Annotated in this window: 21 protein-coding genes and 1 other RNA gene; 16 read left to right on the top strand and 6 right to left on the bottom strand. The window is 41.4% G+C overall.

The window, feature by feature from the left end:
* Positions 1–315: 315 nt before the first annotated feature.
* From QTA56_RS10780 to QTA56_RS10755, 6 genes are all read left to right on the top strand, one after another.
* Positions 316–4,086 carry a DUF4132 domain-containing protein gene (locus tag QTA56_RS10780; RefSeq protein ID WP_267980956.1) on the top strand — a complete coding sequence of 1,257 codons (3,771 nt, stop codon included), beginning with the start codon at positions 316–318 and terminating at the stop codon, positions 4,084–4,086.
* 14 nt (positions 4,087–4,100) lie between these two features.
* The gene (locus QTA56_RS10775; RefSeq protein WP_267981088.1) at positions 4,101–5,192 is read left to right on the top strand and encodes an ATP-binding protein; all 1,092 of its coding nucleotides are present in this window, start codon (positions 4,101–4,103) and stop codon (positions 5,190–5,192) included.
* Positions 5,189–7,684, top strand: a complete 2,496-nt coding sequence (locus QTA56_RS10770) for a DUF5682 family protein (protein WP_267980955.1) — start codon at positions 5,189–5,191, stop codon at positions 7,682–7,684. Before QTA56_RS10775 ends, QTA56_RS10770 begins: the two co-directional genes overlap by 4 nt.
* Complete coding sequence (locus QTA56_RS10765) at positions 7,684–8,820, top strand: VWA domain-containing protein (protein WP_267980954.1); 1,137 nt, start codon at positions 7,684–7,686, stop codon at positions 8,818–8,820. Before QTA56_RS10770 ends, QTA56_RS10765 begins: the two co-directional genes overlap by 1 nt.
* Positions 8,817–10,964, top strand: coding sequence for a hypothetical protein (locus QTA56_RS10760; RefSeq protein WP_267980953.1), 2,148 nt, complete (start codon positions 8,817–8,819; stop codon positions 10,962–10,964). Before QTA56_RS10765 ends, QTA56_RS10760 begins: the two co-directional genes overlap by 4 nt.
* Before the next feature lie 250 nt (positions 10,965–11,214).
* Positions 11,215–11,415: a hypothetical protein gene (locus QTA56_RS10755; RefSeq protein WP_267980952.1), complete on the top strand. Its 201-nt coding sequence runs from the start codon at positions 11,215–11,217 to the stop codon at positions 11,413–11,415.
* 57 nt (positions 11,416–11,472) lie between these two features.
* Here the strand turns inward: QTA56_RS10755 and QTA56_RS10750 are convergent, their stop codons facing one another.
* Entirely contained in the window at positions 11,473–13,092 is a 1,620-nt protein-coding gene (locus QTA56_RS10750; RefSeq protein WP_267980951.1) for a hypothetical protein, read from the bottom strand.
* A 91-nt stretch (positions 13,093–13,183) separates the two neighbouring features.
* A complete protein-coding gene (locus QTA56_RS10745; protein WP_267980950.1) occupies positions 13,184–13,567 on the bottom strand; it encodes a MerR family transcriptional regulator in 384 nt (127 codons plus the stop codon).
* A gap of 99 nt (positions 13,568–13,666) precedes the next feature.
* Between QTA56_RS10745 and QTA56_RS10740 the strand changes: the two genes are divergently transcribed.
* From QTA56_RS10740 to QTA56_RS10730, 3 genes are all read left to right on the top strand, one after another.
* Positions 13,667–16,390 carry a heavy metal translocating P-type ATPase gene (locus tag QTA56_RS10740; protein ID WP_267980949.1) on the top strand — a complete coding sequence of 908 codons (2,724 nt, stop codon included), beginning with the start codon at positions 13,667–13,669 and terminating at the stop codon, positions 16,388–16,390.
* A gap of 156 nt (positions 16,391–16,546) precedes the next feature.
* Positions 16,547–17,785, top strand: a complete 1,239-nt coding sequence (locus QTA56_RS10735; protein ID WP_267980948.1) for a putative solute-binding protein — start codon at positions 16,547–16,549, stop codon at positions 17,783–17,785.
* Positions 17,786–17,870: 85 nt separating this feature from the next.
* Complete coding sequence (locus QTA56_RS10730; RefSeq protein WP_267980947.1) at positions 17,871–18,620, top strand: NAD-dependent epimerase/dehydratase family protein; 750 nt, start codon at positions 17,871–17,873, stop codon at positions 18,618–18,620.
* A 15-nt stretch (positions 18,621–18,635) separates the two neighbouring features.
* Here the strand turns inward: QTA56_RS10730 and ssrS are convergent.
* The 3 genes from ssrS to QTA56_RS10715 form a co-directional block, all read right to left on the bottom strand.
* A non-coding RNA gene (gene ssrS / locus QTA56_RS10725) (6S RNA) lies at positions 18,636–18,817 on the bottom strand.
* A gap of 113 nt (positions 18,818–18,930) precedes the next feature.
* Positions 18,931–19,215, bottom strand: coding sequence for a cell division protein ZapA (locus tag QTA56_RS10720; protein ID WP_267980946.1), 285 nt, complete (start codon positions 19,213–19,215; stop codon positions 18,931–18,933).
* Between the two features lie 2 nt (positions 19,216–19,217).
* Positions 19,218–19,772, bottom strand: coding sequence for a hypothetical protein (locus QTA56_RS10715; RefSeq protein WP_267980945.1), 555 nt, complete (start codon positions 19,770–19,772; stop codon positions 19,218–19,220).
* A gap of 66 nt (positions 19,773–19,838) precedes the next feature.
* Between QTA56_RS10715 and QTA56_RS10710 the strand changes: the two genes are divergently transcribed.
* The 6 genes from QTA56_RS10710 to QTA56_RS10685 all read left to right on the top strand — a co-directional run bounded on the left by QTA56_RS10710 (position 19,839) and on the right by QTA56_RS10685 (position 25,367).
* Positions 19,839–20,471, top strand: coding sequence for a UPF0149 family protein (locus QTA56_RS10710; protein ID WP_267980944.1), 633 nt, complete (start codon positions 19,839–19,841; stop codon positions 20,469–20,471).
* A 69-nt stretch (positions 20,472–20,540) separates the two neighbouring features.
* On the top strand, positions 20,541–21,863 hold the full coding sequence (pepP, locus tag QTA56_RS10705; protein WP_267980943.1) for a Xaa-Pro aminopeptidase: 1,323 nt from the start codon (positions 20,541–20,543) through the stop codon (positions 21,861–21,863).
* A 56-nt stretch (positions 21,864–21,919) separates the two neighbouring features.
* Positions 21,920–22,393, top strand: a complete 474-nt coding sequence (locus tag QTA56_RS10700) for a hypothetical protein (protein WP_267980942.1) — start codon at positions 21,920–21,922, stop codon at positions 22,391–22,393.
* 111 nt (positions 22,394–22,504) lie between these two features.
* The gene (gene ubiH / locus QTA56_RS10695) at positions 22,505–23,716 is read left to right on the top strand and encodes a 2-octaprenyl-6-methoxyphenyl hydroxylase (RefSeq protein WP_267980941.1); all 1,212 of its coding nucleotides are present in this window, start codon (positions 22,505–22,507) and stop codon (positions 23,714–23,716) included.
* Entirely contained in the window at positions 23,713–24,945 is a 1,233-nt protein-coding gene (locus QTA56_RS10690) for an FAD-dependent monooxygenase (protein ID WP_267980940.1), read from the top strand. Before ubiH ends, QTA56_RS10690 begins: the two co-directional genes overlap by 4 nt.
* Positions 24,946–25,118: 173 nt before the next feature.
* Complete coding sequence (locus tag QTA56_RS10685) at positions 25,119–25,367, top strand: hypothetical protein (protein WP_004652618.1); 249 nt, start codon at positions 25,119–25,121, stop codon at positions 25,365–25,367.
* Positions 25,368–25,391: 24 nt separating this feature from the next.
* On the opposite strand, the gene QTA56_RS10680 is transcribed toward QTA56_RS10685, so the two are convergent.
* Complete coding sequence (locus QTA56_RS10680; protein WP_267980939.1) at positions 25,392–25,841, bottom strand: MerR family transcriptional regulator; 450 nt, start codon at positions 25,839–25,841, stop codon at positions 25,392–25,394.
* 61 nt (positions 25,842–25,902) lie between these two features.
* On the opposite strand from QTA56_RS10680, the gene QTA56_RS10675 reads away from it, so the two are divergent.
* Positions 25,903–26,544 (top strand): cation efflux transmembrane domain-containing protein, encoded by a 642-nt coding sequence (locus QTA56_RS10675; RefSeq protein WP_267980938.1) that lies wholly within the window; start codon positions 25,903–25,905, stop codon positions 26,542–26,544.
* The last annotated feature ends 20 nt before the right edge of the window (positions 26,545–26,564 follow it).

Genomic DNA, 26,564 nt, shown 5'->3' with positions numbered 1-26,564 from the left:
CAATTGATCAAACCCTTATGCACAGGGTAGGCATAACAAATATAAGTTGGTAATTCATCCTGAACAAAAAACTGCTACTTTAAAGTAGCAGTTTTTTTAACTTAGTAAGAATAATATGAACGACAAAAAATGTCGCACTAGGCTGTATCTTGGGCTGTATTTGCTTTCTCTTTCCTTATAATAAAAACATCAAAAATATATTCAGTGGGTTGTTATGTATTGTTGTAGAATTTGGGCATTAAAAGAAATCTAAAATTGATTTTTAAATGAAATCAAGAATTAAGTAAATAATTGGGGAAAATAAGAGGCCATTCAATGTTTGAAAGTATCAAGAATAAAGTGAATCAGTTGATCAATCCACAGGGGCAGAATGCGCTGGAGTCAGAAACTCTGGCTTTGCTCAGCACGATTGTCGAACCTTTGGTTGAGGTAGATACATCATTGCCCAATCAGGTTTTAAACTATGTTGTAAATGGACAAAATCCTGAGGTTTTACTGACCTTACAACAACAAGCGACAGATAAAGCCTGCGCATTGCTGGGCAGTCCTGGCACCTATGGCTGGTTCTGGCCCTCTTCAGAATTGACCAAAGCTCAGGAAAAATTGTGTAAAGCCTCTCAAAATGCGCGTTATAAACTTTATATCAATATTTTTTCAAAGTTAAGTAACGAACAAATGATTCGTTATGGCAAATTCCTGGAAGCAGCCACTCAACAACGAAATTACTCTCAATTGTCCAAACAAACTCCTGTGTGGTTTAGCTATGTTCTAGTCGATGGTTTATTAAGTAGTTTTAATCATCAAATTTTTGATGATCGCCAGAAAAAATCACATCGTGATCTTTGGACACTAGCAGTATTAAAACAACTTTATTTATCTGAGCCTGAAAATAACAGTGAGGGGTTTATTGCAACACTGTTTGAGCGAGATGGCGTCAATAACTATCATCATGATCAGCTTAATGTTTTATTTAAGTTATCAGATAGTGTTGCGTTTTTTACTGAACACGCCCAACAGATTCGGGAGATTTTACCTCAACTGTCTGCGGCAGCGCAGGGGATTTTTTTAGAGTTTATTGCCCAGCATCCAGACTTGTTACAACAACAAACTGAGCTGATTATTATCCTTGCGCTCAGTTCAAGCAAAACAGTTCGTGAACAGGCAACGGTATTATTGTCACAGCTTAACCAAACTGAAAGCCAGCAATATTTGCAATATTTCTTGTTGAATGGTGACAGCAAGCAGCGCAGTTTTGCGGCAGATTTACTGGCGCGTTTGGGTGAGCAAAATCGAGACATTTTGCAACAAGCCGCAGACAGTGAAAAATTAAAATCGGTACAAGTGTTGATTATTGCTGCTTTACAACGTCTTGAAAGCTTGCAGCAGGTGGTTGAGGTTGATTACACCTTACCTGAAATTAAAGCCATCGAAACGCAGGAGATTCCAGAAAGTTTTATCCCAATCATTGGGGAAAATTATCAAGCATTACTGGAAAAAGCCAGACAGCGTGCTGAGCAGGAAATAGAAGATAATAAGACTGCATCCTATAAAAGTACCTGGGCACAAAGTAATTACAAAGACCTGCAAAAACTCAAAATAGAGCAGATTAGCCAGCAGTTGTTTTCCACAATTAATGGTCAGAAAAGAACCCAGATACATGGTCATCACTATAACATCATGACCCACCAGAATAAGCTGCAAAACCTGCCTGAATATGGTCTGGAACATGCGCTACGTTTAAGTTATCACGGACGTAACTGGATAAACTGGAATGATTTATTCAATAGTTTGCTGAAACCACATCATTACGAAAATCTTGAGTTACGTCAGCTTGAGCAGTTGATGAAACAGGTTGGTTTTGAAAAACCTGCGCGAATGATCGCTGAGAGTTATTTAGAAAACTATTACTATGAAACCTTGAGTAGTTATATTGCAGATGATGACAAGGTTGTCCCATTCTTTATTGAGCATATTGAACTCATTGCCGAAGCACTGGGTTTATCACCTGATAAAAGTGAATCACGTTATCGTAGTTTTGAACCTTTGCATGCAATTGGTGTATTGCAACGCTTCCCGCAATTGCCAAAACAGTTTATTCCTCGTTTACTTGAGTTTGCTCTGGGGGATGGTAAACGTCTGCGCTTTGATGCTCAGGAAGTTTTGAGAAAATTACCTGATATCCATTTACGTGCGATTGAAGCACTGGAAAATGGTAAACAGGAAATTCGTATTACCGCGATTGAATGGTTGGCACGTTTACAACATCAGACTGCGATTCCTGCCCTATATGAATTACTTAAGAAAGAGAAAAAAGAAGTTGTTATTGCAGCAATTTTGACTGCTTTGGAGCAATTAGGAGAGGATATCAGTGCTTATCTTTCACCTAAAAGCTTGCTCAAAGATGCTGAAAAGGGCTTAAAAGGTAAAATTGCCAGTAGCTTTATCTGGTTTGATTTACAGCATTTACCCCAAGCGCAATGGCAGGATGGCAGCCAAGTTGATCCTAAAATTATCCAGTGGTGGGTGATTTTAGCGGATAAATTAAAAGATCCGATTCCAAATGCCTTGTTGCAGCGTTATATGGGGTTGCTTAATGAAAAGAGTCAGCAAACACTTTCGCTATATTTACTACAAAGCTTTATTTATCAGGATACACGTAATCCAACTTTAGAAGAGGCGATGGAGACCGCAACTAAAGAAGCACCGAGTCGGTTGGCATCCTATCAGGACTCATTTAAGCGTTGGGGACAAAAGTACCCAGAGTACTATGGGCGTTATGAGCACATCACGCTGGAAGAAGTGGTTGAGGAAATTAAACGTGAACGTCTAGCGATCTATCTAGGCTCTGTAATAAAAAGCAAAGGTATGTTGGCACTCACCTTTAAAACACAGGGCAGTGTTGCGGTGAAATTGTTGCAGGATTATATGAAGCAACACTATCAACGTCGTGCGCAGATTGAAGCAATGTTGAGTAGTTTTTCAGTCAGTGATGATCCACTCATGATTCAATTGCTGCTCAGCCTTTCACGTCGTTACCGTACCGCATCGGTTCAGAATCTGGCAAAACAACTGGTTGAGCAAATTGCTGAGCGTAATCAATGGAGCAGTGATGAGTTGGCAGATCGTACTATTCCAACGGCGGGCTTGGATGATGCAGGTGTACTGACTCTGGAATATGGCTCACGGGTTCTGACAGCTTATGTGGATGATAAAGACAAATTTGTACTGAAAAATGAAGATGACAAGATCATCAAAAGTCTGCCTGCTGCACGACAAGGTGATGATGAGGGCTTAATTAAAGAAGCGAAATCATTATTTAGCAGCAGTAAGAAAGAATTTAAGCAGGTCATTGATTTGCAGACACAACGTTTATACGAAGCGATGTGTAGTGAACGTGTCTGGAGCAGTGCAGACTGGCAGGAATACCTGTTTGCACATCCGATTATGAAGCGTTTGATTCAACGTTTGGTTTGGTTGGAAATTTCTATTGATGGTGAGGTTTTACAAAGCTTCCGCCCAAGTGATGATGGCAGTTTGTTAAATCTGGAAGATGATGAAATTGAATTGTCGGCAGATAGCCAGATCAAAATTGCGCATGTGGTTCTGATCAGTGCTGAAGATGCTGAGGCATGGCAAGCGCATTTTAAAGACTATAAAGTGAAGTTTCTGTTTGAACAAATGACACACCAGCTTCCAGTTTTTGAAGCGCAGGCTGAACTGATTGAAGATCGTAAAGGCTGGTTGACCGATACTTTCACCTTACGTGGTGTAGTCACCAAGTTAGGTTATCAACGTGCTTCGATTGAAGATGGTGGCTCATTTGATAGTTACTTTAAGCCATTTAGTCAAATCGGTTTATCTGCGGTGATTCGTTTTAGTGGTAGCTATGTGCCTGAAGAAAATCTTGCAGCAGTCTTGTACGATCTCAGTTTTGAGAAAAAAAATGTGCGTTCCTGGCGTGACAGTGGAATGAATCTGACAGATGTTCCGCCTGTGTTGTTGGCTGAGACCTATGCTGATTATTTAAAAGTTGCTGAGGCATGTGCTGGTTTTGATCCTGAATGGCAGAAGAAAACACCTTGGTAGAAAATGGTAAAGATATGAATCAACAAGACATTATTAAACTCAGTGCTGAACAACGCTTTGCAGAAGAACTATCCACATTAACTGAGCATGACCATGCACCCAAACCACAAGGTTGGTTACGTTCACCACGTGCAGTGCGTCAATTCATTTTAGGTGATGAAAAACTTGCCATCAGCCGTAAATTTTATGGTGATGATGCCTTGGTAGATCGAGCCATTGTCACTTTATTGGGAAAACAAGGTTTGATGTTGGTGGGCGAGCCTGGTACAGCAAAATCCATGCTTTCTGAGTTGTTGGCAGCTGCGATTAGCGGTGATTCTGGACTGACCATTCAAGGGACTGCGGGAACAACCGAAGACCATTTAAAATACTCCTGGAATTATGCCTTATTACTTGCAGAGGGTCCAAATGAAAAATCTTTGGTGCCGTCTCCTGTGTATCAAGCGATGCAACAGGGCAAGATTATTCGTTTTGAGGAAATTACCCGTTGTCCACCTGAAATTCAGGATGTGCTGGTATCCCTCATGTCTGAAAAGACCATGATGATTCCTGAGTTGGGTGAGCAAGGTCGAGTGTATGCCAAGGCTGGATTTAATATTATTGCCACTGCGAACTTACGGGATCGTGGTGTGCATGAGATGTCCTCGGCATTGAAACGTCGTTTTAATTTTGAAACCGTTCGCCCGATTGCTGATCCTGTGTTTGAGCGTGAATTAGTATTGACTCAGTTAAAACGTGAGTTAGGAGATTTATCTGATCAGATTCAAATGCCTGAATCTGTAGTCGATCTACTGGTCACAGTTTTCCAAGAATTACGCCAAGGCACAACCAAAGATGGTACATCAATTAAAACGCCTGATGCGGTGATGTCAACAGCGGAAGCGGTGAATATTGCTTATGCAGCGGCTTTGGAGGGCTATTATCTGGGTGATCAATCCTTGAATGGCGCAGCGATTGCGCGGCAGTTGATTGGCGTAGTGCTAAAAGATAATGCGGATGATGCCAAGCGTATGCGTTTTTATATGGATAATGTGGCACGTGAACGGGCGAAACAGGATGTAACCTGGAAAGCCTTTTTTGATGTTGGGAAAATGTTTTGGCAATGACGATACCTCAACGCTTACAACAAGTCCTAGCATGGCAAAAGGCTTTGGCTGAAAAAGGCATTCATTTTTTACCGATTCGCCATCATAGTCCAGCCTGTGCATACGCTACGTTACAGGCATTACAGCAGTTGCAAGCTACGCATGTGCTGATTGAAGCACCGCGTTCATTTAACCGTTTAATTGCGGATTTACAACATCCAGACAGTCAGCCGCCCTTGGCCGTGTTGTGCCAAACTGAGATCATAGAAGCAAATAATAATACTGGGGACGAGGAAGTCGCTGAGCAGAAACAAACCCGTACTGCCTATTATCCATTTTGTGATTATTCACCTGAATGGGTCGCGTTACGTTATGCGCCAGAAATTAATGCCAAGGTTGAGTTTATTGATTTGGCATGGAGCAGTCAGGTTGAACATGAGTTACAGGCTTTTGCTGAACAAACATGGCAAAGCCGAAGTTTGCAGCAAGAGCGCTATTTAGCGCATAGTCAGTATTTACAAGCTTTAGCACACAAGTTGCATTGCCGTAACCATGATGAACTTTGGGATCATCTATTTGAGTTAAAGCCCAAACAGGAAATGAACGACTGGCAAAACTTTTTCCATGAAGTTTTGGTTTGGTGTGCCATGTCTCGTCTGGACTATGAAGACAGTGTCTTGGAAGCTGATGCCTCGCTGATTCGTGAACAATGCATGTTGCAGAGCATTTTAGAGTGCTATGAGAATAATAAGGGCACAATCTGCATTATTACAGGGGGCTTCCATACCTTGGCGTTAATTGAGGAATTGGCAGCACAAATTCTCACGACAAAACCAAAGAAAATCAAAAAAATAAAGTCAGCTGATCAGGAGGATCAAGCTTGGCTGATTCGTTATAGTTTTGATCGTTTGGATGCTTTAAATGGTTATGCTTCAGGGATGCCATCACCTGCATTTTACCAACGTTGTTGGCAGCAAATGATAGATGATTCTGCAAATGAAGTTGAACAAAGGCAAACCCTAACTGTTGAGTTACTTGCTGATTTTTCTAGGCAATTGCGTGAACAACAGATTTTAGACAGTAGTTTTATTACAGTTAAAAATGCCACTGAACAGGCGATGAGGTTAGCCAGTTTAAGAGAGCATCACTTAATTAGCCGTTTTGACTTGATTGATGCTTGCCAAAGTAGTTTTGTCAAAGGCAGTTTAGATGAGGGGCAGCAAGCATTTCAGCATTTACTGCACCAGATTTTAAGTGGGGCTCGTTTAGGGCAGGTGGTTCAATCTACTCAAACGCCGCCACTTTTAGCACAAGTCTATGAGTTGGCCAAAATCCATCGTTTCAAGCTGGATGAAACCATCAGCAAACGCGCGAAACTGGATGTATTCCGTAATCAGAAACATCGTTTGCGCAGTCGATTTTTACATTTGCTGGAATTTTTACAAGTCGGTTTTGCCAAATCAGTCAGTGGTCCTGATTTTCTCGGTGGTGGGCGTTTACATTTGCTCTTTGAAGAATGGGACTATGCATGGACACCACATGTTGAAGCTCGATTGATTGAGTTGTCAGAATTAGGAAGTGATCTCAATACCATTGCAATATATAAGTTACTGCAACTCAAAGAGACTTTTGCTCAGTCTGGACAAGGGCGATCTTCACATCTTGCAGTACAGCTTTTAATCCGTGCGGCATTGATGGGATTACATAAACAAATTTCAATTCTTTTTGCGGAAGTTCAACAATATTTACCCAATGATCCTGATTTGGACTCGGTCATTCAATGTGGGCAAAAACTATTAAATTTATGGACAGGTAAGGATTTTCTGGCTTTCCAACAGCAGCCTGAACTAAAAGCGTTGTTGCAACAGGTGATTCCAAGCGCATTGTTCTTGCTTTCACAATTGGCAACGCCGCCCGCAGATCAACAGCAGCAGATTCTCAATCAAGTGTTGCAGTTACGCAATTTGTCTAAACAGATTCAGCGCGTGGTTGGTGGTGAGGCTGATTTGTTGGCGCAGTTCTATCAAACCCTGGCGCGTTTACATACCGATTGGCAAAAGCTAGATGTGTTGGCTGGTGCAGTGGATGCATTACGTTTTATTGATGGTGATTTAAGCGAGCAAAACCTACAACAATCTATTCAGCAACATTTTGGCATCGGTGCAAGCCCTGAACATGCAGTGGCATATCTGTCTGGCATGATGCAAAGTGCCCCTGAATTATTATTGCGTTATCCTGCTATGGCGAAATTACTGAATCAGCTTTTGTTGCAGTGGGATGAAGCTGCTTTTGTCGCTATTTTGCCTGATCTACGCCAAGCATTTACCCATTTTAAACCAAAAGAAACCGCAGTTTTTGCGGAACAGATCGCACAGCTTAATGATGTTTCAAGTCTGGATATTTCTCAATATATCAGTGAGGTATCACAGGCTGAAATGTTGCAAGGCGTGCAGTTAAATCAACAACTACAGCAGTTTTTAGTTGAGCAAAATTTACAGGGTTGGTTAGCGTAATGGATGATTCAAATTCTAGAGACCTTGCAGCCCGTTGGCGTTTAGTTTTAGGTCGCTATAGCGATCGAGCATTAAATCAGGTACAACTCGATGCAGAACAATTACGCTTGGAACGCACCCTCGATTATTTATATAACCGAGAGTATGAACAGCGCGGACATTTAGCAGGAGAATCACGTCATGGTTCACTTGATGATTCACAACTCACTGCAATTAACTGGCTCAATCAGGCACGCAAACTATTTCCACAAAGTACCTTTGAGCGTGTACAAACCCAAGCGGTTGAACGGTATCAGTTAGATGCCTTACTCAAAGATCCGCAAAGTTTAAAAAGTCTGGAACCGACGCCGCAATTGGCAAAGGCTTTATTGACTATGCGTGGGCGAATGAATGCTCAAACCCGTGAGGCTGTTCGAGAGATCATTAAAACAGTGGTTGAGCAGATTGTTGCACGCTTAAAACCGAATTTTATCAATGCAATTCATGGTCGGCGTAACCGTTTTCGTCGTTCATTGATTGCCAATAGTCAGAACTTTGATTGGCGGCGTACCATTCGGGAAAATTTAAAACATTATAATCACGATTTAAATAAACTGATTATTCAACAGCCATTTTTTAATGCACGGGTGCAGCGTCATTTACCTTGGACTGTAGTGTTGTGTGTCGATCAAAGTGGTTCGATGATGAACTCGGTGATGTATAGCGCAATTTGTGCCAGTATCCTGGCGAGCTTACCTGCCGTTAAAGTTCATCTGGTGTTATTTGATACCAATATCGTGGATTTATCATATATGGCGCATGACCCTGTTGAGGTATTGCTAACGGTGCAGTTGGGTGGTGGAACAGACATTGCCAAAGCAGTGAATTATTGTGAACGTTTTGTGACTCAACCCAATCGGACTATTTTTACCTTGATTAGTGATTTTGAAGAGGGCGGTTCAGTGGCGCATTTGCTGAATGCGATCAGTCGTTTGCAAAGCCAGCAGGTAAAATTACTGGGCTTGGCCGCTTTAGATGAACAGGCAAATCCAGTGTATGACATTCAAATGGCACAAAAACTCAATGAACGAGGCATGTCTGTGGCAGCTTTAACACCTGAACATTTTGCGGAATGGATGGCCGAGGTGATGCAATGAGCTGGCAACAACAATATTTGGCTTATGATCAAGACAGCCTTGCAACCTATGCCAATGCTGGCTTGGTACGCCGTGCCTTAAAGGATATTGAAGCGCAAAAGGTCACTTTACAGGCTGAGCAAGCTGAACAGATCATGATTGAGAGTGATGGCCAGCAAGTGTGTTTATCGGCTACAGGCTTGATCAACGCATCATGTACTTGCCCTGCAACAGGTGCATGTAAGCATATTGTCGCTGCGGTTCTATATCTGCAAAAACATTTAAAAAATTCAGTTCAGGAAAATACTGAAAATCAGATCCAAAATACACCTGAATCGGTTGAGATTTCGGTTGTTCCATCTAGTGAACAGCCTCAAGTAAGTTTAAATAAACCCAATCTAATTAAAGAGATTCTGGCATTCGATTTAAGTCAACTTGCCAGGAAAATAGGCAAAGCCCAAACCCAAAAAGCGATTAAATTGGCTCGTCTTTGGCAGCAAGAACAGCAAACGGAATTGTTGGAAGAGGGCTACCGCTTAAAAATTCGGATCAAGAGTTTGGCTGAGGACATCATCTATGTCGCGGGAGCTGGTTTTGCAGGTATGTTGTCCAATCTGGAAAAAGATCAACCTGCCTACTATCTGGCTGCTTTAAGTGAAGTTCAGCGTCTGCAAGGAAAATTGTGGGCTGAACTGGAACTGAGTGAAGCAGAGAACCCTGCGATTTTAAGTGAGAGTGAACGCCAGTTTATTGTTGAATTAAAAGATGATCTGGCGCAATTGCTTGAATTTGGTCTATCCCATGTCAATGAGATGACTGCACGTCAACTGCATTTACTCAATATGTCAGCCCGTAGTGAATCATTGCCACGTCTAGCTGCAATGCTAAGACAACTCAGCGGGCAGGTGGGCCGACTGTTAAATCGTGATGAGCACAGTTCAGAACATGATACGCTACTGTATTTGGCACAGATGGGTGCTTATCTCTATCGGTTGGAACATGCACAAGGTGAACAGCTACTAAAATTGAGAGGGAAGCTGCGACAGCATTATCAGTTCAATGATGAGCAAACTGATTTGGAGCTTTTGCCTTTAGGCGCACGTTGGTGGCGGACGCTTGGGGGAGCACGCGGAATAAGCCTGTATTTTTCAGAATTGGAAAATGCTAAAACTTTTGAAGTCACCTTGGCGCGTGCTGAAAATAATGACCCAAACTTTACCCGCCATAATGCATGGTCACAGCAGAGTATCTGGATGCTGACAGCCCAACAACTGATGCAGAAAAAAGTACGTTTACAACAACCGCGATTTGGTGAAGATGGACGGTTATCTGCCTCAGGAACAAGTCGTGCCTTGCCTTTAAATAGCCTAAGTAAGCTTGAAGACTTTAGTTTCTACCAACAGATCGGATTCAATGATTGGCGGACATTACAGCAGCATTGGCAGCAACAGTTACAGACTATAGACGGAATTAATCAAACTATACTGCTCAATATCTCTGCTTATGATAGTCCTCAAGTAGATGAAATTGAACAATGCTTGTGGTGGACGGTTTATGACCAAAACCGATCAACATTGCATTTGCGTTTGGACTGGAAAACACAAGACTTAGAGAAAATTCGTCAGCTTGAACGCTTATGTACCCAAATGGTACAGGTCCACTCTATTTTTGCGTACTGCCAAATTAAAGGGCATCAACTGGTTTTATCACCCATGAGTTTGTTGATCACTCAAAATGGCAAGACTCGACTGTTTAACCTTGATTTTGACCAACTGGCTGAACCAAAAAGGACCTTAAAAGAAAGTATCATTGGACGTATTGAGCAACTGTTGGCAAAGAAAAAACAGCAGCAAGCTAAACTTGTTTCTACCCAGATGAGTTTGAGCCAGAAAGTGTGTGAACCAATTTTGGAGGTATTGCTCAGTCTCAGTTGTTCAGGACGTATGTTGCTGAGTGCATCACAGATTGAGATGCTACAGCAGCAACGACAGTTGGCGCAGGATGCGGGAATGAATCTTTTAGTCAAGCAAATCAGCTTAATTTTAGATACTTCTCAACTAAATTCAGCGCTGCTTTTACGTTTGGTCTATGTGTGTGACTTGGTTTTAAGAATGCAGGTTTTTTTGCCAATACAATTAAATATTGATATTAAAGCATTAATTTGAACTGCCTTTTTTTGCACAAAATGACATTTTTTGTCAAATGTCCGACAAAAAACATTTACTTGCTTAAAAAATAGGCTAAAATGCCCAGCGTGAAATAGCATCATAAGATGTCAGTTTCATGTATTTATATAATTAAAATGAGTGTTTTGAAGTGCGAATAGTTCTTATAAATAGACGATTCGAGAGGATATAAAATTATCGACTTTATAAAAATACTCAGAATTTGCTAAACAATTGTAGAGGGAAAACGATGTTGGAATCTAAAAATCTAATTGTGCTTGATCAAATGCTTGTCCTAACCAAAGAGGGCAAAAATGACTTGGTCTATGAAAATGATACCCTACTTAAGGTAAAAATGATTTCGAATCAACATATCGTAGTAGAGGATGATCAACAGACCAGTTTCCTGCTCAAACAGCGGGATGAAAATGTAGTTTGGTCGTTTGTTTAATTTTGTTTAATAGCGCTGGAGCGAGTAGGATTACCTGCTCCAGCAATATTCTAAATCTTAACTCATCCGAATAGATTCTTTATAAAAAGTTCTAGGGTATGGATGTCGATGCGGTTGATAATGTTTTGTCCAAACTTTCCGTTCATCTGGAATTGGCTGTTCAAAATTTTCTACTCCCTGAAAAAAAGCGCCCATTGATTGTTTAACCAATGCTATTTGTTGTAGTGTTTTTTCGTCAGAAGCTGAAAAATAAGGTTGTAAAATACAAAAACCACGATGGTCAAATATCTGATAAAAAGGAATAACTAAATGTAGGTTGAGGTGATGTTCCCCATAATTACGCACATGGATTGAAAGCGCATCTACTCGTAAATGTGGTAAACAAGCATACATTTCATAACCTGCAACCATATTAGGTGCATTATAAATATTAAAATCCAATGCTTTTAATGCAGACTCATGACCATCCATATAACTGTGAAACAAAGTATCATGTAAAGTCATGGCTGGTATATTTTCATCGGGTCTTGAACGTGGTATGACACCATGAATATGTTGAAATAAATAACCAGCTAAAGTACCTGCTTGATGTAAGGCATCATAAAATGGTGATTTTTGATGAGAGGATGATGCTTTTTCTACTAGATGTATTTTTGTGCATCGTGGTTGTATTTCCTGAATTGCTTTTTCAACATATTGTTTAGATGTGATTTGAATAGTCGGGGCAAATAAAAACTCCGTAATATGTTGCATGATAAAGGCAAAGCCAGAATTAATCTGTGCAATCCGAATCATACCAATATTATTGTTAGGAATATCTTGATTGAGCATTTGGCTGACTTGTTTTGGATGAAACCAGCGTAAAGATGTGCCTAATTCTTGTGCAATCACTCGGCCCAAATATCCTCCAAGAAAAAGCATAAAGTTAATAGGAGCCTCATCCTGATGGTTATTCAAAAAACTTTGTGGGTCATGAATATAATTTTGGCGGATTTCTCGCATGAGATCATCAAAACGATCTAGACTTTTAAGACTATAGTCTAAATCAGAGATTTTCACCAAATCCTGAAATGCTGCACCGCGAGTCAAAGGATATTGGTACTGATAGACATGCTGTAATGTGTGCATGGCTTCGCTGAATTGTGCTTCCTCATTATATTTTTCAAAGCGTAAATCAAGGATTTTAGCTTCGATTTCTTGACTGAGTTTTATACCTGGGGTTTCGGGAGAAAATAAATATTTTGCAATCAACTGAATAGGTAGAAAAATTTGCGTATTACATGAAATACCAAAACTATGAATAAAATCTGGAATTTGTGGATGAAAACTAGAAATATTTTCAACTATTTCATCATAATCCAGCCATAATTCATCATACCCAGTCTTAAGACAAATAAATTGTCCAATATAACTGGCAATTAGCATAATAGTATTCAAATTATTTTGATGATTTAAAAAATCTAAATCTGGTACACCCACCTTTTGGCGAAATGCATAGAGCATTTGATCCAGACGTTGAAAGGATTCAAAACTGCCATCAAAGTTGACAGTATCCAGGGCAGAGGCAATGTAAAAATGTTGATTTCGGTCTGCTGATTTAAAGCGTGTACGGTAACTCTGCATAAACTCAGTCGAATTGAGGTTTTCTAATTTTTTTACAATTAAAGAAGAAGTCATTTTAATTATCATCGCGATGGAAATTTTGATAAAATACTATGAAAATAATAATATTCAAATAGTTAAATGCTGGATGCCGAAAATATATATTTTATTTCTGTTTCAATTCCATCAATATCGGGCAGCAATCATTTTCTGTGGTTTTACACTCATCTAGCCAGCTTGAAAGCCTTTGTTTCAATCCCTGTAATTCCTGTATCCGCTCATCTATCTTGCTTAAGCGTTGTTCAACCACATGCCTTACCTGAATACGGTCTTCCAGATTTAAGGTCAGTAACTCCTTAATTTCATTCAGTTGTAGGCCAGCATCTTTGGCTTTCTGAATAAAGCTTAAGGTTTCCACATCCTGTTGATGGTAGTAACGATAGCTGTGTGTGCTCTCAGGTACACGCATTAAACCTATACGCTGATAATAACGAATGGTTTCGATGTTGATGTTGCAGGACTTTGCCAGTTTACCAATGGTCAGGTTCATGTGCCTGTTCCTTAAAAATAGCCTGAAAAAATGCTTGACTCTGTACCTGGGTACAGACTTTATCCTATAACCATCAAAAAATAAAAGATAGGTGTAGTGATGACTCAGCAACAAGCTTCATCATGCTGTTCAGGTCAGAAAACAGCAATTGTTTATGAATATACTGATCCTGTATGTGGAATGCAGGTGGCTGAAACGTCGAAGCATTATTTTGATTATCAGGATATTCGTTATTTATTTTGTTCAGCGGGCTGTCAGCAAAAGTTTAGTACGCAGCCTGAAAATTATCTAAGCCTCAAAAAAGAGCAGCAGGCAGCTTCATCATGTTGTTCCAAGGAAAAGCCAGTCAAGCAAACGTCGTGTTGTGGTGGAACTGAATTGGAACAGAAAGATGAGCCTGTCGAAAACTTATCCTGTTGTGCACCAAAACTGACTGAGCAAAAAAGTAATTCATGTTGCGGTGCTAAACCAGAAATATCACCTGTTAAAGAAGAGGTAAAAAATTCCTCATGCTGTGGTGGAGGGCAGCATCAACACCAGCATGAAGCAGATAATCTTCAAACCGAGATTGACCCTGTGTGTGGGATGTCAGTTAAAACTACAACTGATTTAAAAACAGACTATCAAGGGAAAACCTATTATTTCTGTAATCCATCCTGTCTGGATAAATTTAAACATGACCCTGAATTTTATTTAACTCCCGCTGATCAGCGTCCAGTTCCCGAGGGAGCAATGGATATGGATTATACCTGTCCGATGGACCCTGAGATTGTACAAAAAGGCCCAGGCACTTGCCCAATCTGCGGCATGGCACTTGAACCGATGCAACCCACTTTGGATGAGGGACCAAACCCTGAACTGGTGGATTTTAGCAAGCGTTTCTGGACAACCTTGCCACTTAGTTTATTGGTGATGATTCTGGCAATGGGTTCGCATATCCATGCCTTTATCTCACCACATATCCAGCCCTGGATTGAACTGGTGTTAAGCCTGCCTGTGGTGCTATGGGCGGGTTATCCAATTCTACAACGTTGTTTGGTGTCCTATAAAACAGGCCATCTGAATATGTGGAGTCTAATCGGGGTTGGGGTGCTTGCCGCATTTATTTATAGTGTGATTGCAACCATTTTCCCGTCACTGATTCCTGTTGAAGCCAAAACAGGGCATGGCGTGGCAGTGTATTTTGAAGCAGCCTGTATGATTGTTTCGCTGAGTTTGTTGGGACAGATTCTGGAACTGAAAGCACGTTCACAAACTGCCAATTCCCTAAAAGCCTTGTTACGTTTACAGCCAAGCAAGGCTAAGTTGGTTCAACATGATCAGGTCGTGGATGTCGATATTGCCATGGTCAAACAAGGTGATATTTTACAAATTTCATCGGGTGAGCAAATTCCCCTTGATGGCGTGGTGGTGGATGGAAAAACCTATGTCGATGAGTCCATGATGACAGGTGAGCCAGTTCCTGTGAAAAAGGAAAAGGATGACCGAGTGATTGGTGGAACCATTAATCAACAAGGTTCTATCCGTATCCAGACCACTGCGGTGGGGACCAATACCACATTGGCAAAAATGATTCAGACGGTTGCCGATGCACAGCGTTCCAAGGCACCATTACAACGGATTGCTGATGTGGTAGCAAAGTATTTTGTGATTGCGGTACTCAGTATTAGTGCTCTGACTTTTATTGCATGGATGGTTTTTGGCCAGGCACAGTTTGATCTGGCGTTGATGTGTGCGGTTGCGGTGCTGATCATTGCTTGTCCATGTGCTCTAGGCTTGGCAACGCCAATGTCAGTGATGGCGACCACAGGCCGTGCGGCACAGAAAGGGGTGTTGTTTAAAGATGCGGAAGCGATCGAAGCTTTAAGTAAGGTCAATACCCTGATTATTGATAAGACAGGAACACTGACTGAGGGCAAGCCAAGCCTGAAAGAAATTCAGCCACTCTCTCAAACCTTTACCCAGACGCAAATTGAGTTGTGGATTGCCTCCATTGAGCAGTATTCGACGCATCCGATTGCACAGACCCTGACCAAGTTGGTGGATGCAAGCCAGTTATTGAATGTTACTGATTTTGGAGATGTCACAGGTTTTGGTGTGAAAGGCAATATTGAGGGCAAGACCTTATATATTGGCAGTCAGAAACTGATTGAGCAGTTAGGCTTAATATTAGGTGATGCCTTAAGTAAGCAGCTTGATCAAAAACGTTCACAAGGTGATGTCATTAGCTTCCTGATGTCAGAGCAAGAGGTGATTGCCTATGTTTCGATTCATGATGCAATTAAGGACAATGCCAAAGCTGTGATTGACCAACTACATGCTGATGGAATTGATGTGATCATGGCAACAGGTGACCATGAAAAAAATGCGCAGATGGTGGCGGAAGTATTAGGTATCAAAAAGGTCTATGGCAACCTTGATCCAAAACAAAAACTTGAGATTGTGAAACAGGCACAGGCTCAGGGTAGGATTGTGGCAATGGCGGGTGACGGTATTAATGATGCACCCGCACTGGCACAGGCCAATGTGGGCATTGCTATGGGTACGGGCACAGATATTGCTAAACAAACGGCGCAGGTGACTTTGGTTAAAGGTGATATTCAGGGCATTGCCCAAGCTGTTCATATGGCCAAACTGGGCGTGAAGAATATGAAGCAGAACCTTGCTTTCTCCTTTGTCTATAATGGATTGGGTGTACCTGTCGCAGCAGGATTATTCTATCCACTGACGGGTTTATTACTTACGCCAATGTTTGCAGCCGTGGCGATGTCACTCAGCTCATTGTCTGTGGTGGTCAATGCGCTACGATTAAATAAATCTTAGTCAATTCCCTTAAATAAAACCCTATTCTCATAAGCTGAGAATAGGGTTTTATTTTTGACTCAACTGACATCATCCAAATAAATACAGTCAATTCTATTTTTATGCTTTAACCGTAACTTGAATAAAACTATTGGGAAATAGCTAAGGATGGAACGTATGCAAAACAATAAATTCACCAAGTTTATGAAATCATTTCTCATCTCAAATGTGATGGTATTTTCACCATTGATGATGAATAGCAGCCATGCTGCCCCTGAGGGAAAACTGGACTTAACCCTTTCAGCGCACTCACAAAATAAAATCAAGCAACTGTTAAATGATCCAAAAACATGGCAACAGATTCCACAACAGGTCACCTTATGTGTATTTTCGCCCAATGGTGAGCACAGTGAGGCTTTCGAGCAGGCCACCAGCTATATTACTGAAATTCCGAGAATGGTCCGCGTAGCCAAGCAGTTTGGCGTGAATATGAATGTGACTCGACCATCGCATCTGCAATTCAAGCTGGATTTTGATTATCCAAAGCTTAAAAAGTCAGCTTCAACTTTAGTGAATTTAAAAGTTTATACCAATGAGGCGGTACTCACCGAAGATTTCCGTAGCAAACGCTGTGATGGCGCAGGAATCAGTAATTTACGCGCCAAACAGTTCAACAAGTTTGTAGGCAGTATTGATGCAATTGGTGCGTTGCAAACCTATAAGCAGCTCAGTGCCGTGATTCAGGTTTTGGCCAATCCAAAATTTGATGACAAGATGATAAACAAGGATTATGAGGTGGTGGGTATTGTTCCACTTGGTGCGGCCTATATCATCGTAACTGACCGTAATATCAATACCTTGGCTAAGGCGGCGGGCAAGAAAGTTGCCGTTTTCCAATTCGATGAAACACAAAAGAAACTGGTACAAAATGTCGGGGCGCAGCCTGTATCTGTGGATTTAATCAGTGTGGGTGGGAAATTTAATAATAAAGAAGTGGATATTATGGCAGGGCCAGCCATTTTGTTTGAACCGCTTGAACTCAGGAAAGGCATGACCGATAAATCAGGCAAGGTGGTCGGTGGAATTATCAGGTTTCCTGTGATTCAGGTGACAGGCACGCTTATTATGCAGCGTAACAAGTTTCCAGCAGGCATGGGCAGTATTGCACGGGAAATTATCTCTAAACAGCTCACACCAGCGTTTCAATTTGTCGATAAGATCGAAGCAGACATTCCTAATCAATATTGGCTAAGCCTGAATGAGAGTGATAAGCCTGGCTATGTCAGATTGATGCGTGAAGCACGTATTCAAATGACCAAAGAGGGTTTTTACGACAAGGATATGATGAAGTTGCTGAAGCAGGTACGTTGCTCACAAGAGCCAAGCAATTATGAATGTGCAACAAGTGATGAATAATAGATAATCTGGATTAGAAACATCAGCGATAGAATAATAGTTTTAATACGGACTTAATCTATCGCTTTTTTATGTGGATATGATGATGAAAAAACCGACTCAGCCATTCGATAAACAGCCGATTATTTTTATTGCTGGAGCTACAGGTGCCATAGGTTATAAACTTTGCCTAATCCTGAAACAAAAGGGTTATGTTGTTTATGGTATGACCCGTTCAATTGAGAAAGCACAATTTCTGGAGGCTATCGGGGTTATACCCGTAATTGCTGATATTTTTAATGATCAGCAGATTAAGGAAATTATAGAAAAAATTGCTCCAGATGTGGTGATCCATCAACTGACTGACCTACCTTATGGCCTGAATCCCGCTTTAATGGAACAGGCAAGATTGAATAATGCAAGGATTCGTAAACTCGGTACACGTCATCTGCTTCAAGCCTTAAGTAAACTTCAATGCCGATTTATCGCGCAAAGTATCGCATTTGCCTATGTTCCCGATCAGCCATTTTATGATGAAAGTTCAGCGCTTGACTTGAATTCCAGTCATCCTGTACTAAAGCTAAATGCAGAGGGTATTTATGCATTGGAACAACAGGTCATGCAAAGTGATGTGGATGCCGTCATTTTGAGATATGGAAAACTCTATGGAAATGCGACAGGTTGTTTGGCCGCTGAATCGTGTAGGATTCATGTGGATGCGGCTGCCTATGCTGCATATCTGGCAATTGAAAATGGGCAAGGGATTTATCAAGTTGTTGAAGATGATTTAATTTATCGAAATATAAAAGCCAAACAGGAACTGGGTTTTAATCCAGACTATCGGTTTAAATTATAATTTTATTTAAAAATAAAATGCTCCAGAGGTGCCGCTGCATGGTCGTTACCCTGAACCCGATGAGTTCAAGGTGGAGGTGACGTATACTTAATGGGTTTCCTACTCAAGGCAGGCATACACTCAAAATACACAGAACACATCCATAAATTTAAGTATCGGCAGGGGACTAGACGTACTGGCGAACACCCTAGAGACAGTTTTAGTATAACTGATCTTTACACGATGACAATCCTTGCAGATCAATTATCTGTAAAGATACTTACCAATTGATGGGGCTTTGTGCAAATAATCTTAACATTTAGATATTTTTCTACACAGTCTGTTCCACATCTTCCAAAATGGTCTGAAGTAGATGTTCACAATGTGCATATTCCTGCAAAGACTTATTCAGGCTAAACACTTCCTGAGCCATTTGCAGCGCAACCATAATCACAAGTTTGTTATGTTCAACACGTGGGGCATTACGGCGCATATCATGAAATTTCTGGTTCAGTAATTCAGCAGCACGCTCCAGTTCCTCACGCTTTTCTTCAGTCGTGTTCAGCCGAAATGTCTGTTCAATTAGGCGAAGTTCGACAACAATCGGTTCACTCATGATCAGGTCTCCTCTTGTGTTTCAGCATTTGGGTGGGCAAGTTGCTGGATTTCTTGTGCATGTTGATCCTGGGCTGTACCAAGAACAGCTAGGCGCTGGATAATCGCCTCAACTTTAGACTTTGCCAACTCATTTTTCTGCAACAAACGATCACGGTCCTGCTGCAAGTCCTGAATTTCTTGTTGGCTATGACGTTGCTGTGCCTGTAGTTTTTCCTTGGTGACACGTAGATCATTACGTTCCGCAAGAATTTCCTGAAAGCGATTTTTAAGATCAGTGGTACTTTTCTCTAAACGCCCGTAGCGTTCAGCCAAAGTTGTTGCATCAGTATTCAGTTGTTTAAATTGATCTTGTAACTGAGTCAGTTGTTCAGTTAAGTTATCAACTTCTTCCTGCTTTTGCGTGATGATGCTATTTTTCTGCACAACTTGTGCATGATGATCAGTTTCAGCGAGTTGCTTGGCTTCAGTGAGCGATACATTTTCTCGCTCTAAATGATGTAAGCGTGTTTTTAAAACACCAATATGCGCTTGTAGACGCTGTAATTGTTCTAACATAACGAAGGTCGCACAGAGTTGCAATCAAAGGTAATATATACAGCAGTATAGAGATTGGATAAACGAATGCAAGACGATATTTCAGGTTGGACGGAATGGAATACCCATTTTGATGGGATTGAGGAAATTTCAAGCCCAAGTGAGTTACATGGTTTACTCACAGGTATAGTTTGTGTGACACAGGCGCCGACCTCCGATGAATGGTCACAAATATTAAACACCCTGAATGTGCCTGCTTTACAGCCAGAGGCGCTGGAAAGCCTGACAGATGAAGCGGAAGATGTTTCCCATGCTTTATCGGATGATGAACTGGATTATCTACCATTATTGCCAGACGACACTCATTTGCTTGCAGACCGTGTTCAGGCATTGGCGGATTGGTGTGCTGGTGTGGTTCTTGGTTTTGGTCTGGCTTCTGGTCATATTCGTGCAGAAGAACAAGAGCTGATTGAACATTTACAAGATGTTGCAGCTGTTGAGTTTGAAGATTCAGACAATGATGAAGAGGGTGAGGAAAGCTATCAGGAACTGTATGAGTTTGTACGCCTGATTCCTGTGAGTCTGTCGATTGGCCGTAAAAAGATTGCTGTAGCCGAAAGCTCATTACTACAAAACTTCCATGCAAAAAGTAAGAATCAGGGTGATATTGGCGACGCACAAAATGTCGTTGAAATGTTTACCCCACATCGTCCGAGTTAACTCGGGCGGTGCCTTAACAGCTTATAAATAAAGATACTTACAGTCATTCATCTTCATCAGAAGGACAATATGAAATTAAGTCAAGCCGATTTTAAACAACGCCGTGATCTTCTTGCTCAACACATAGGCAGCAATAGCATTGCCATTATTGCAACGCGAGCAGAAATGTATCGTAACCGCGATGCGGATTATAAATATCGTGCAGACAGTAGTTTTTATTATCTGACTGGATTTGCAGAACCAGAAGCCGTTGCTGTGATCGAAACCTTTGCGGAGGGAGAGGAATATAGCTATAGCTTATTCTGCCGCGAACGTAATCGTGAGATGGAAATCTGGAATGGTTATCGTGCGGGTATGGATGGTGCGATTGAAATTTATGATGCAGATGAGGCTTATGCAATTGATTTGTTGGATGAAGAAATCATCGACAAGCTTTTAAATAAACAGCGTCTTTATTATCGTATTGGGCAGAATGCTGAATTTGATGCGCGTGTAAGCCAGTGGATTCAAAAAGCGGATGCACAACAACGTCGTGGTGGCGCTGCACCCGCAGAAGTGGTTCAATTGGATCGTATTGTTGATGAGATGCGTTTAAAAAAATCGGCGCAAGAAATTGAGCTGATGCAGATTGCTTCCAATATCAGTGCTGAAGCGCATACCCGTGCCATGCAAAGCGTAAAACCAGAGATGATGGAATACGCGCTTGAAGCGGAACTGAATTATATCTTTGGTAAAAATGGCTGTGTTCCATCGTATAACAGTATTGTTGGTGGTGGTGAAAATGCCTGTATTCTTCATTATGTTGAAAATAACAAGCCGCTAAAAGATGGTGATTTAGTCCTGATTGATGCGGCGTGTGAATATGAGTTCTATGCGTCGGATATTACTCGAACTTTTCCTGTCAATGGCAAATTCAACCCTGAGCAAAAAGCGTTATATAACGTGGTTCTTGAAGCACAACTTGCTGCAATTGATGCAACCCGTATTGGCAATCACTATAAATATCCGCATGAAGTGGCTGTTAAAATTTTAACCCAAGGTCTGGTTGATCTCGGTTTATTGAGCGGTAATATGGATGAATTGGTTGAAAGCGAAGCATTCCGTCAATTCTTTATGCATGGTACAGGGCATTGGCTAGGTATGGATGTACATGATGTTGGTGCCTATAAAATTGGTGAAGACTGGCGTGCTTATGAAGCGGGGATGGTTGTGACGGTAGAGCCTGGTTTATATGTCGCACCCGATGATGAAACCGTCGATGCAAAATGGCGTGGTATCGGAATTCGTATCGAGGATGATATTGTTGTGACTGAAAATGGACCGTTAGTTCTGACCAAGGATGTAGTGAAAACGGTTGAAGAAATTGAGCAATTAATGGCTCAGGCAGAATAAAAAATCAAAAGGCTTAAATGGATTTAAGCCTTTTGAAATATAAAGAGAATAATAAAATGAGTAAGTATGCACCACAGTATACATTTAAAGAACGAATAAAAATTATTGCTTTACATTGCTTATGGGCAATACCTCTATTTCTGGTTTTAGATCGAATCTTTTTTCCATGGCTAAACGAAAGCAATTGGATTCTATGCCATCCATATGGTTGGCATATGCTTTGGTATGGAATGGGGGTATTTGCCCCTCTATTTATGCTTCTCGTTGGTATTTTGATACAAGGGAGGGATATGTTAAAAATTTATAGATTAAAACAATATCCTTTACCCAATAAAAAAGTAATGAATAAAACAAAGTATGTGTATGGTTTTAGGGCGACTTGGCGTTGTTATTTCTTTTTAATCTGGTGTGTGGGTGTACTTGCTTTTACTGTATTTGGTTATTTTACAGCAGTAAAACAGACCAGTCTTGTTGATCCAAAAAGGTTGGAACAAATTCAACAGAAAGAATGTAATGTTTCCAAAATGTAGGGTAATTTTAACCACATAGACCAAACAAAGTACAAATTCCATTGCTGATTTAAGTTAGAGTAAGATAGTCTCCAAACATCAAGTCATGAAAAACTGATAAGGAATAATATTATGCAGCAACAAGTCATCATTGTCGGTGGAGGTATGGTTGGACTCAGCCTTGCTTTAATGTTGGCAAAATCTAATATCGCAGTAAAGCTATTAGAAGCTGTGAAATATCCGAATTATGACGATGAAAATGTTGCGCCTTATCATTCCAGCTTTGATGCACGGAACACCGCATTGTCGCGCCGCAGCGTACAGATTTACCAAAAGTTAGGTTTGTGGGAAGCCTTACAGCAACATGCCACCCCAATTCTGCAAGTGCATATTACAGAACAAGGGAGTTTTGGTAAGGCGCGTTTAGTTGCAGAACAAGAAAAAGTAGAAAGCTTTGGGCAGGTGATTGAAAATGCTTGGTTAGGTCGAGTATTGCTGACCCAAGTTCGTCAGCAGCCTCTGATTGAATTGATTGATGGTGTGCAAGTAACGTCACTGACCCAAGATGCAGATCAGGTACAAATCGAAGCCATGCGTAATGGCGAATATATTCATTCCTTAAAGTCCAAGTTAGTGATTGCTGCCGATGGTCGCGACTCTTTCTGCCGCCAAGCCATTGGCGTGGGTGTCGATGAATATGATTATGACCAAGTCGCGATTGTGACCACAGTGCAGACCTCTAAGCCGCACCAGCACGTCGGCTTTGAACGTTTTAGTGCGTTGGGACCATTGGCATTGTTACCATTACCGGGTGAATACCGTCGCTCAGTGGTTTGGCCTGTAAAAAAAGGCACTGAAGCAGAATGGTTAGGTGAAGACAATGATCAACATTTCCTTGATGCTTTACAGCATACCTATGGTGATCGTGCTGGTAAATTTGAAAAAACGGGTAAGCGTTTTAGCTATCCATTGTCGCAAGTCTTGGCCGATAAGCAAGCCGTTGGACGTGTGGTACTGATGGGGAATGCAGCACATACCATTCACCCAGTCGCAGGGCAAGGTTTTAACCTGTGCTTGCGTGATGCAGATGTACTGGTTCGTTTCTTAATGGAACAACTGGCAAAATCAGATGATATTGGCGCGCCTGAAAATTTACTAGCCTATGAGCAAGCACGTTTAAAGGATCAGCAACGGGTGATCAAGTTCTGTGATTCGGTGGTGCGTGGTTTTAGTAATCAGAATCCAATTCTTAAATTATTACGCAATACAGGTTTGATCGCATTTGATGTAATTCCAGGAATTAAGCCTTTGGTTGCCAATTATGCGATGGGACTAAAAGCATGAGTGAATTGTTAGATGTGGTCATCGTGGGCGGTGGTCTAGTTGGTGGTCTGACCGCTTTATTACTCGCGCAAGGCGGTGTCCAAGCGACGGTATTGGATGCCGCACCTGTACTTGATCAAGACAAAACTTTAGCAGTCATGAATCCTCGAGTATTGGCACTCAGTCAAGCAACGATTCACTTACTCAAAACAGTCAATGTCTGGGATGATTTAGTGCGTCAAATGCCCTATTCAGGCATGCAGGTCTGGAATAAAAATGGCTATGGCGAAATCAATTTTGGACATAGCTCTGAACAGCAACCTCAGCTAGATCAGGCTTTAGGTTCAATGGTCGAACCTAGTGTTTTGAATGTTGCGATTCAACAAAAAATGCTGCAACAACTCAAAGACTATCGAACTCAAGTCAAAGTCATTCGGATTGAACAGATTCCACAAGGCTGGTCAATTCAATTGGCGGATGGCACAACACTAAAAACCAAGTTGCTCATTGGTGCAGATGGTGCGAATTCTTTTGTACGTGAGCAGGCGTATATTGATCTAGATGTATTGGATTATAAGCAAGCCGCGATCAGTTGTGCGATTAAAACCACACGACCAAATCAATATGTGGCACGACAGATTTTCCTACCAACGGGTCCACTGGCTTATTTGCCGATGGCGAGTCTTGATTCACAAGAGAATGGCTATTGGCAGTCGATTGTTTGGACTTTACCAGATGATTGTGCGGATGAATATTCAGCACTCAGCGATCAAGCGTTTATGCAACTATTGACGCAAGAAAGCCTACACATGCTGGGGGACGTGGTCGAGGTCCGTTCCAGAGCACAATTCCCATTAAAAGCACGTGCCGCTCAGCGTTATATCAAATCAGGCTTAGCACTGATTGGTGATGCCGCACACGTGATTCATCCTTTGGCTGGGCAAGGTGTGAATATTGGTTGTTTAGATGCTGCTGTATTATGCGATGTATTACTGCACGATCTAAAACGTGGTGCATGGGCGAATGGGCAGACCTTATTGCGTTATGAACACTTACGGAAAGGTCAGAATGATGCAATGATGCATAGCATGTCTGCGATTGGATGGATTGAAAGTTCAGAATTATTTCCCTTTGTTTGGGCAAGAAATTTTGGTCTGAAACAGGTTGAACAGTTCGATTGGTTTAAAGATCGTTTTATGCAACAAGCCAATGGATTAGGTGCGTTGAAACACACACAATATGCGTGTTAAAAAATAGTAGATATTTTTTAAACAATCATTTATAAATCAGAGTGAATTTGGTCATAAAAAGTACGTTTCAACAAATATTGTACTTTGCTAAATGTGAAGAGCTTGCTAAATTCCACCTAGTTCTGATGGCCAAATAGCGATGATGAGAGTTGAGTCATTGTGGGGAGATGAAGATGACGGAAATGAATGATTACGACGAAAATACAGAAGACGCTGCTGTAGACGACGAAGAGGCGAAAGCGGCAGAAAGTGGTGCAGAGAGTGAAGAATCGAGCGCCAATGACGCTGATCTAGCCGAAGCTGAAACTTTAACCGTGACTGCGAAGCAGAAACAACGCCAAGCTTTAGAAGATGAGGTTGCCGCGTTTCTTGCTCGTGGTGGACGTATTACTGAAGTTCCGCCAGGTGAGCATCAAGATTAAGTCAGTTATGACATAGAAAAAGCATCACGATTGTGGTGCTTTTTTGTGTTGATGCGACTCATGGCTACATTCAAGTGGCTGATGCAGTTCTTTTAGAATGCCACATTGTTCAATGGTGCGATGCTGAGAGCATTGCTGCTTTAGATGGCTCAGATCTTGTTTGAGATGTTCCAGATTTTTAATCTTCTGTGAAACCTCGGCAAGATATTGATCAATCAGATGATCGACTTCCATGCAGGTTTGATTCGGATCTTCGGCTAGACCCTTAAGCTTTTGAATATCTTGTATGGTGATGCCCAGTTCTCGGCAGTGTTTTAAAAATAACAATTCTGAAAGCATTTGTTCCGAATAATGACGGTAATTTCCTGCCGTTCGTTGGGCTTTGTCCAGCAACCCAATTTTTTCGTAATACCGAATGGTATCCACAGATACACCTGATTTTTTTGCCAATTGTCCAATGCTAAAACTGATCATGCTTGACTCTGGAGTTACTCTAGGGTTTTAAATCACTATAAAAGATTATGTGAGAAAAGTCATGGCAGGATGTGGATGCAACACAACGTGTTCGCCAACACAAAAAATTAGTCCAAAGTTTAGAAAGGCTTTATGGATTGCTTTAGTTTTAAATGCATTGATGTTCTTTGTCGAAATTATCGGGGGATCACATGCACGTTCTGTGTCGCTCTGGGCGGATGCCTTGGACTTTGCGGGTGATGCTGCAAACTATGCCATCTCTTTGGCTGTATTGTCCATGACCCTATACTGGCGAGCGACCGCAGCCTTAGTCAAAGGAATCACCATGGCTGCATTTGGTATTTTTGTGATTGTTAAAGTATTTTGGTCATGGTGGCTAGGGGTAACCCCAGAACCAATGCTTATGGGGGCAATTGGTGTGCTTGCGCTTGCGGTTAATGTGGTTGTGGCATTGATGCTGTATGCATTCCGTGATGGTGATGCCAATATGCGTTCTGTGTGGCTTTGTAGCCGCAATGATGCAATCGCCAATATCGCCGTCATCATTGCTGCGGTAGGAGTATTTGGAACAGGAACCATGTTCCCTGATTTATTGGTGGCTTTTGTGATTGCTTATCTTGGTGTTTCTTCTGGTTTGGTTGTGATTAAGCAGGCGAGAACGGAACGAAAACTAGATCAAGCGAATATCATGACTAAGGCCTAAGATACATTGTTGTTATTTCA

This window comes from Acinetobacter thutiue (assembly GCF_030385805.1).
GTDB lineage: Bacteria > Pseudomonadota > Gammaproteobacteria > Pseudomonadales > Moraxellaceae > Acinetobacter > Acinetobacter corruptisaponis.
The sequence above is the reverse complement of the archived record's forward strand: the minus strand, read 5'-3'. Positions and strand labels throughout refer to the sequence as shown.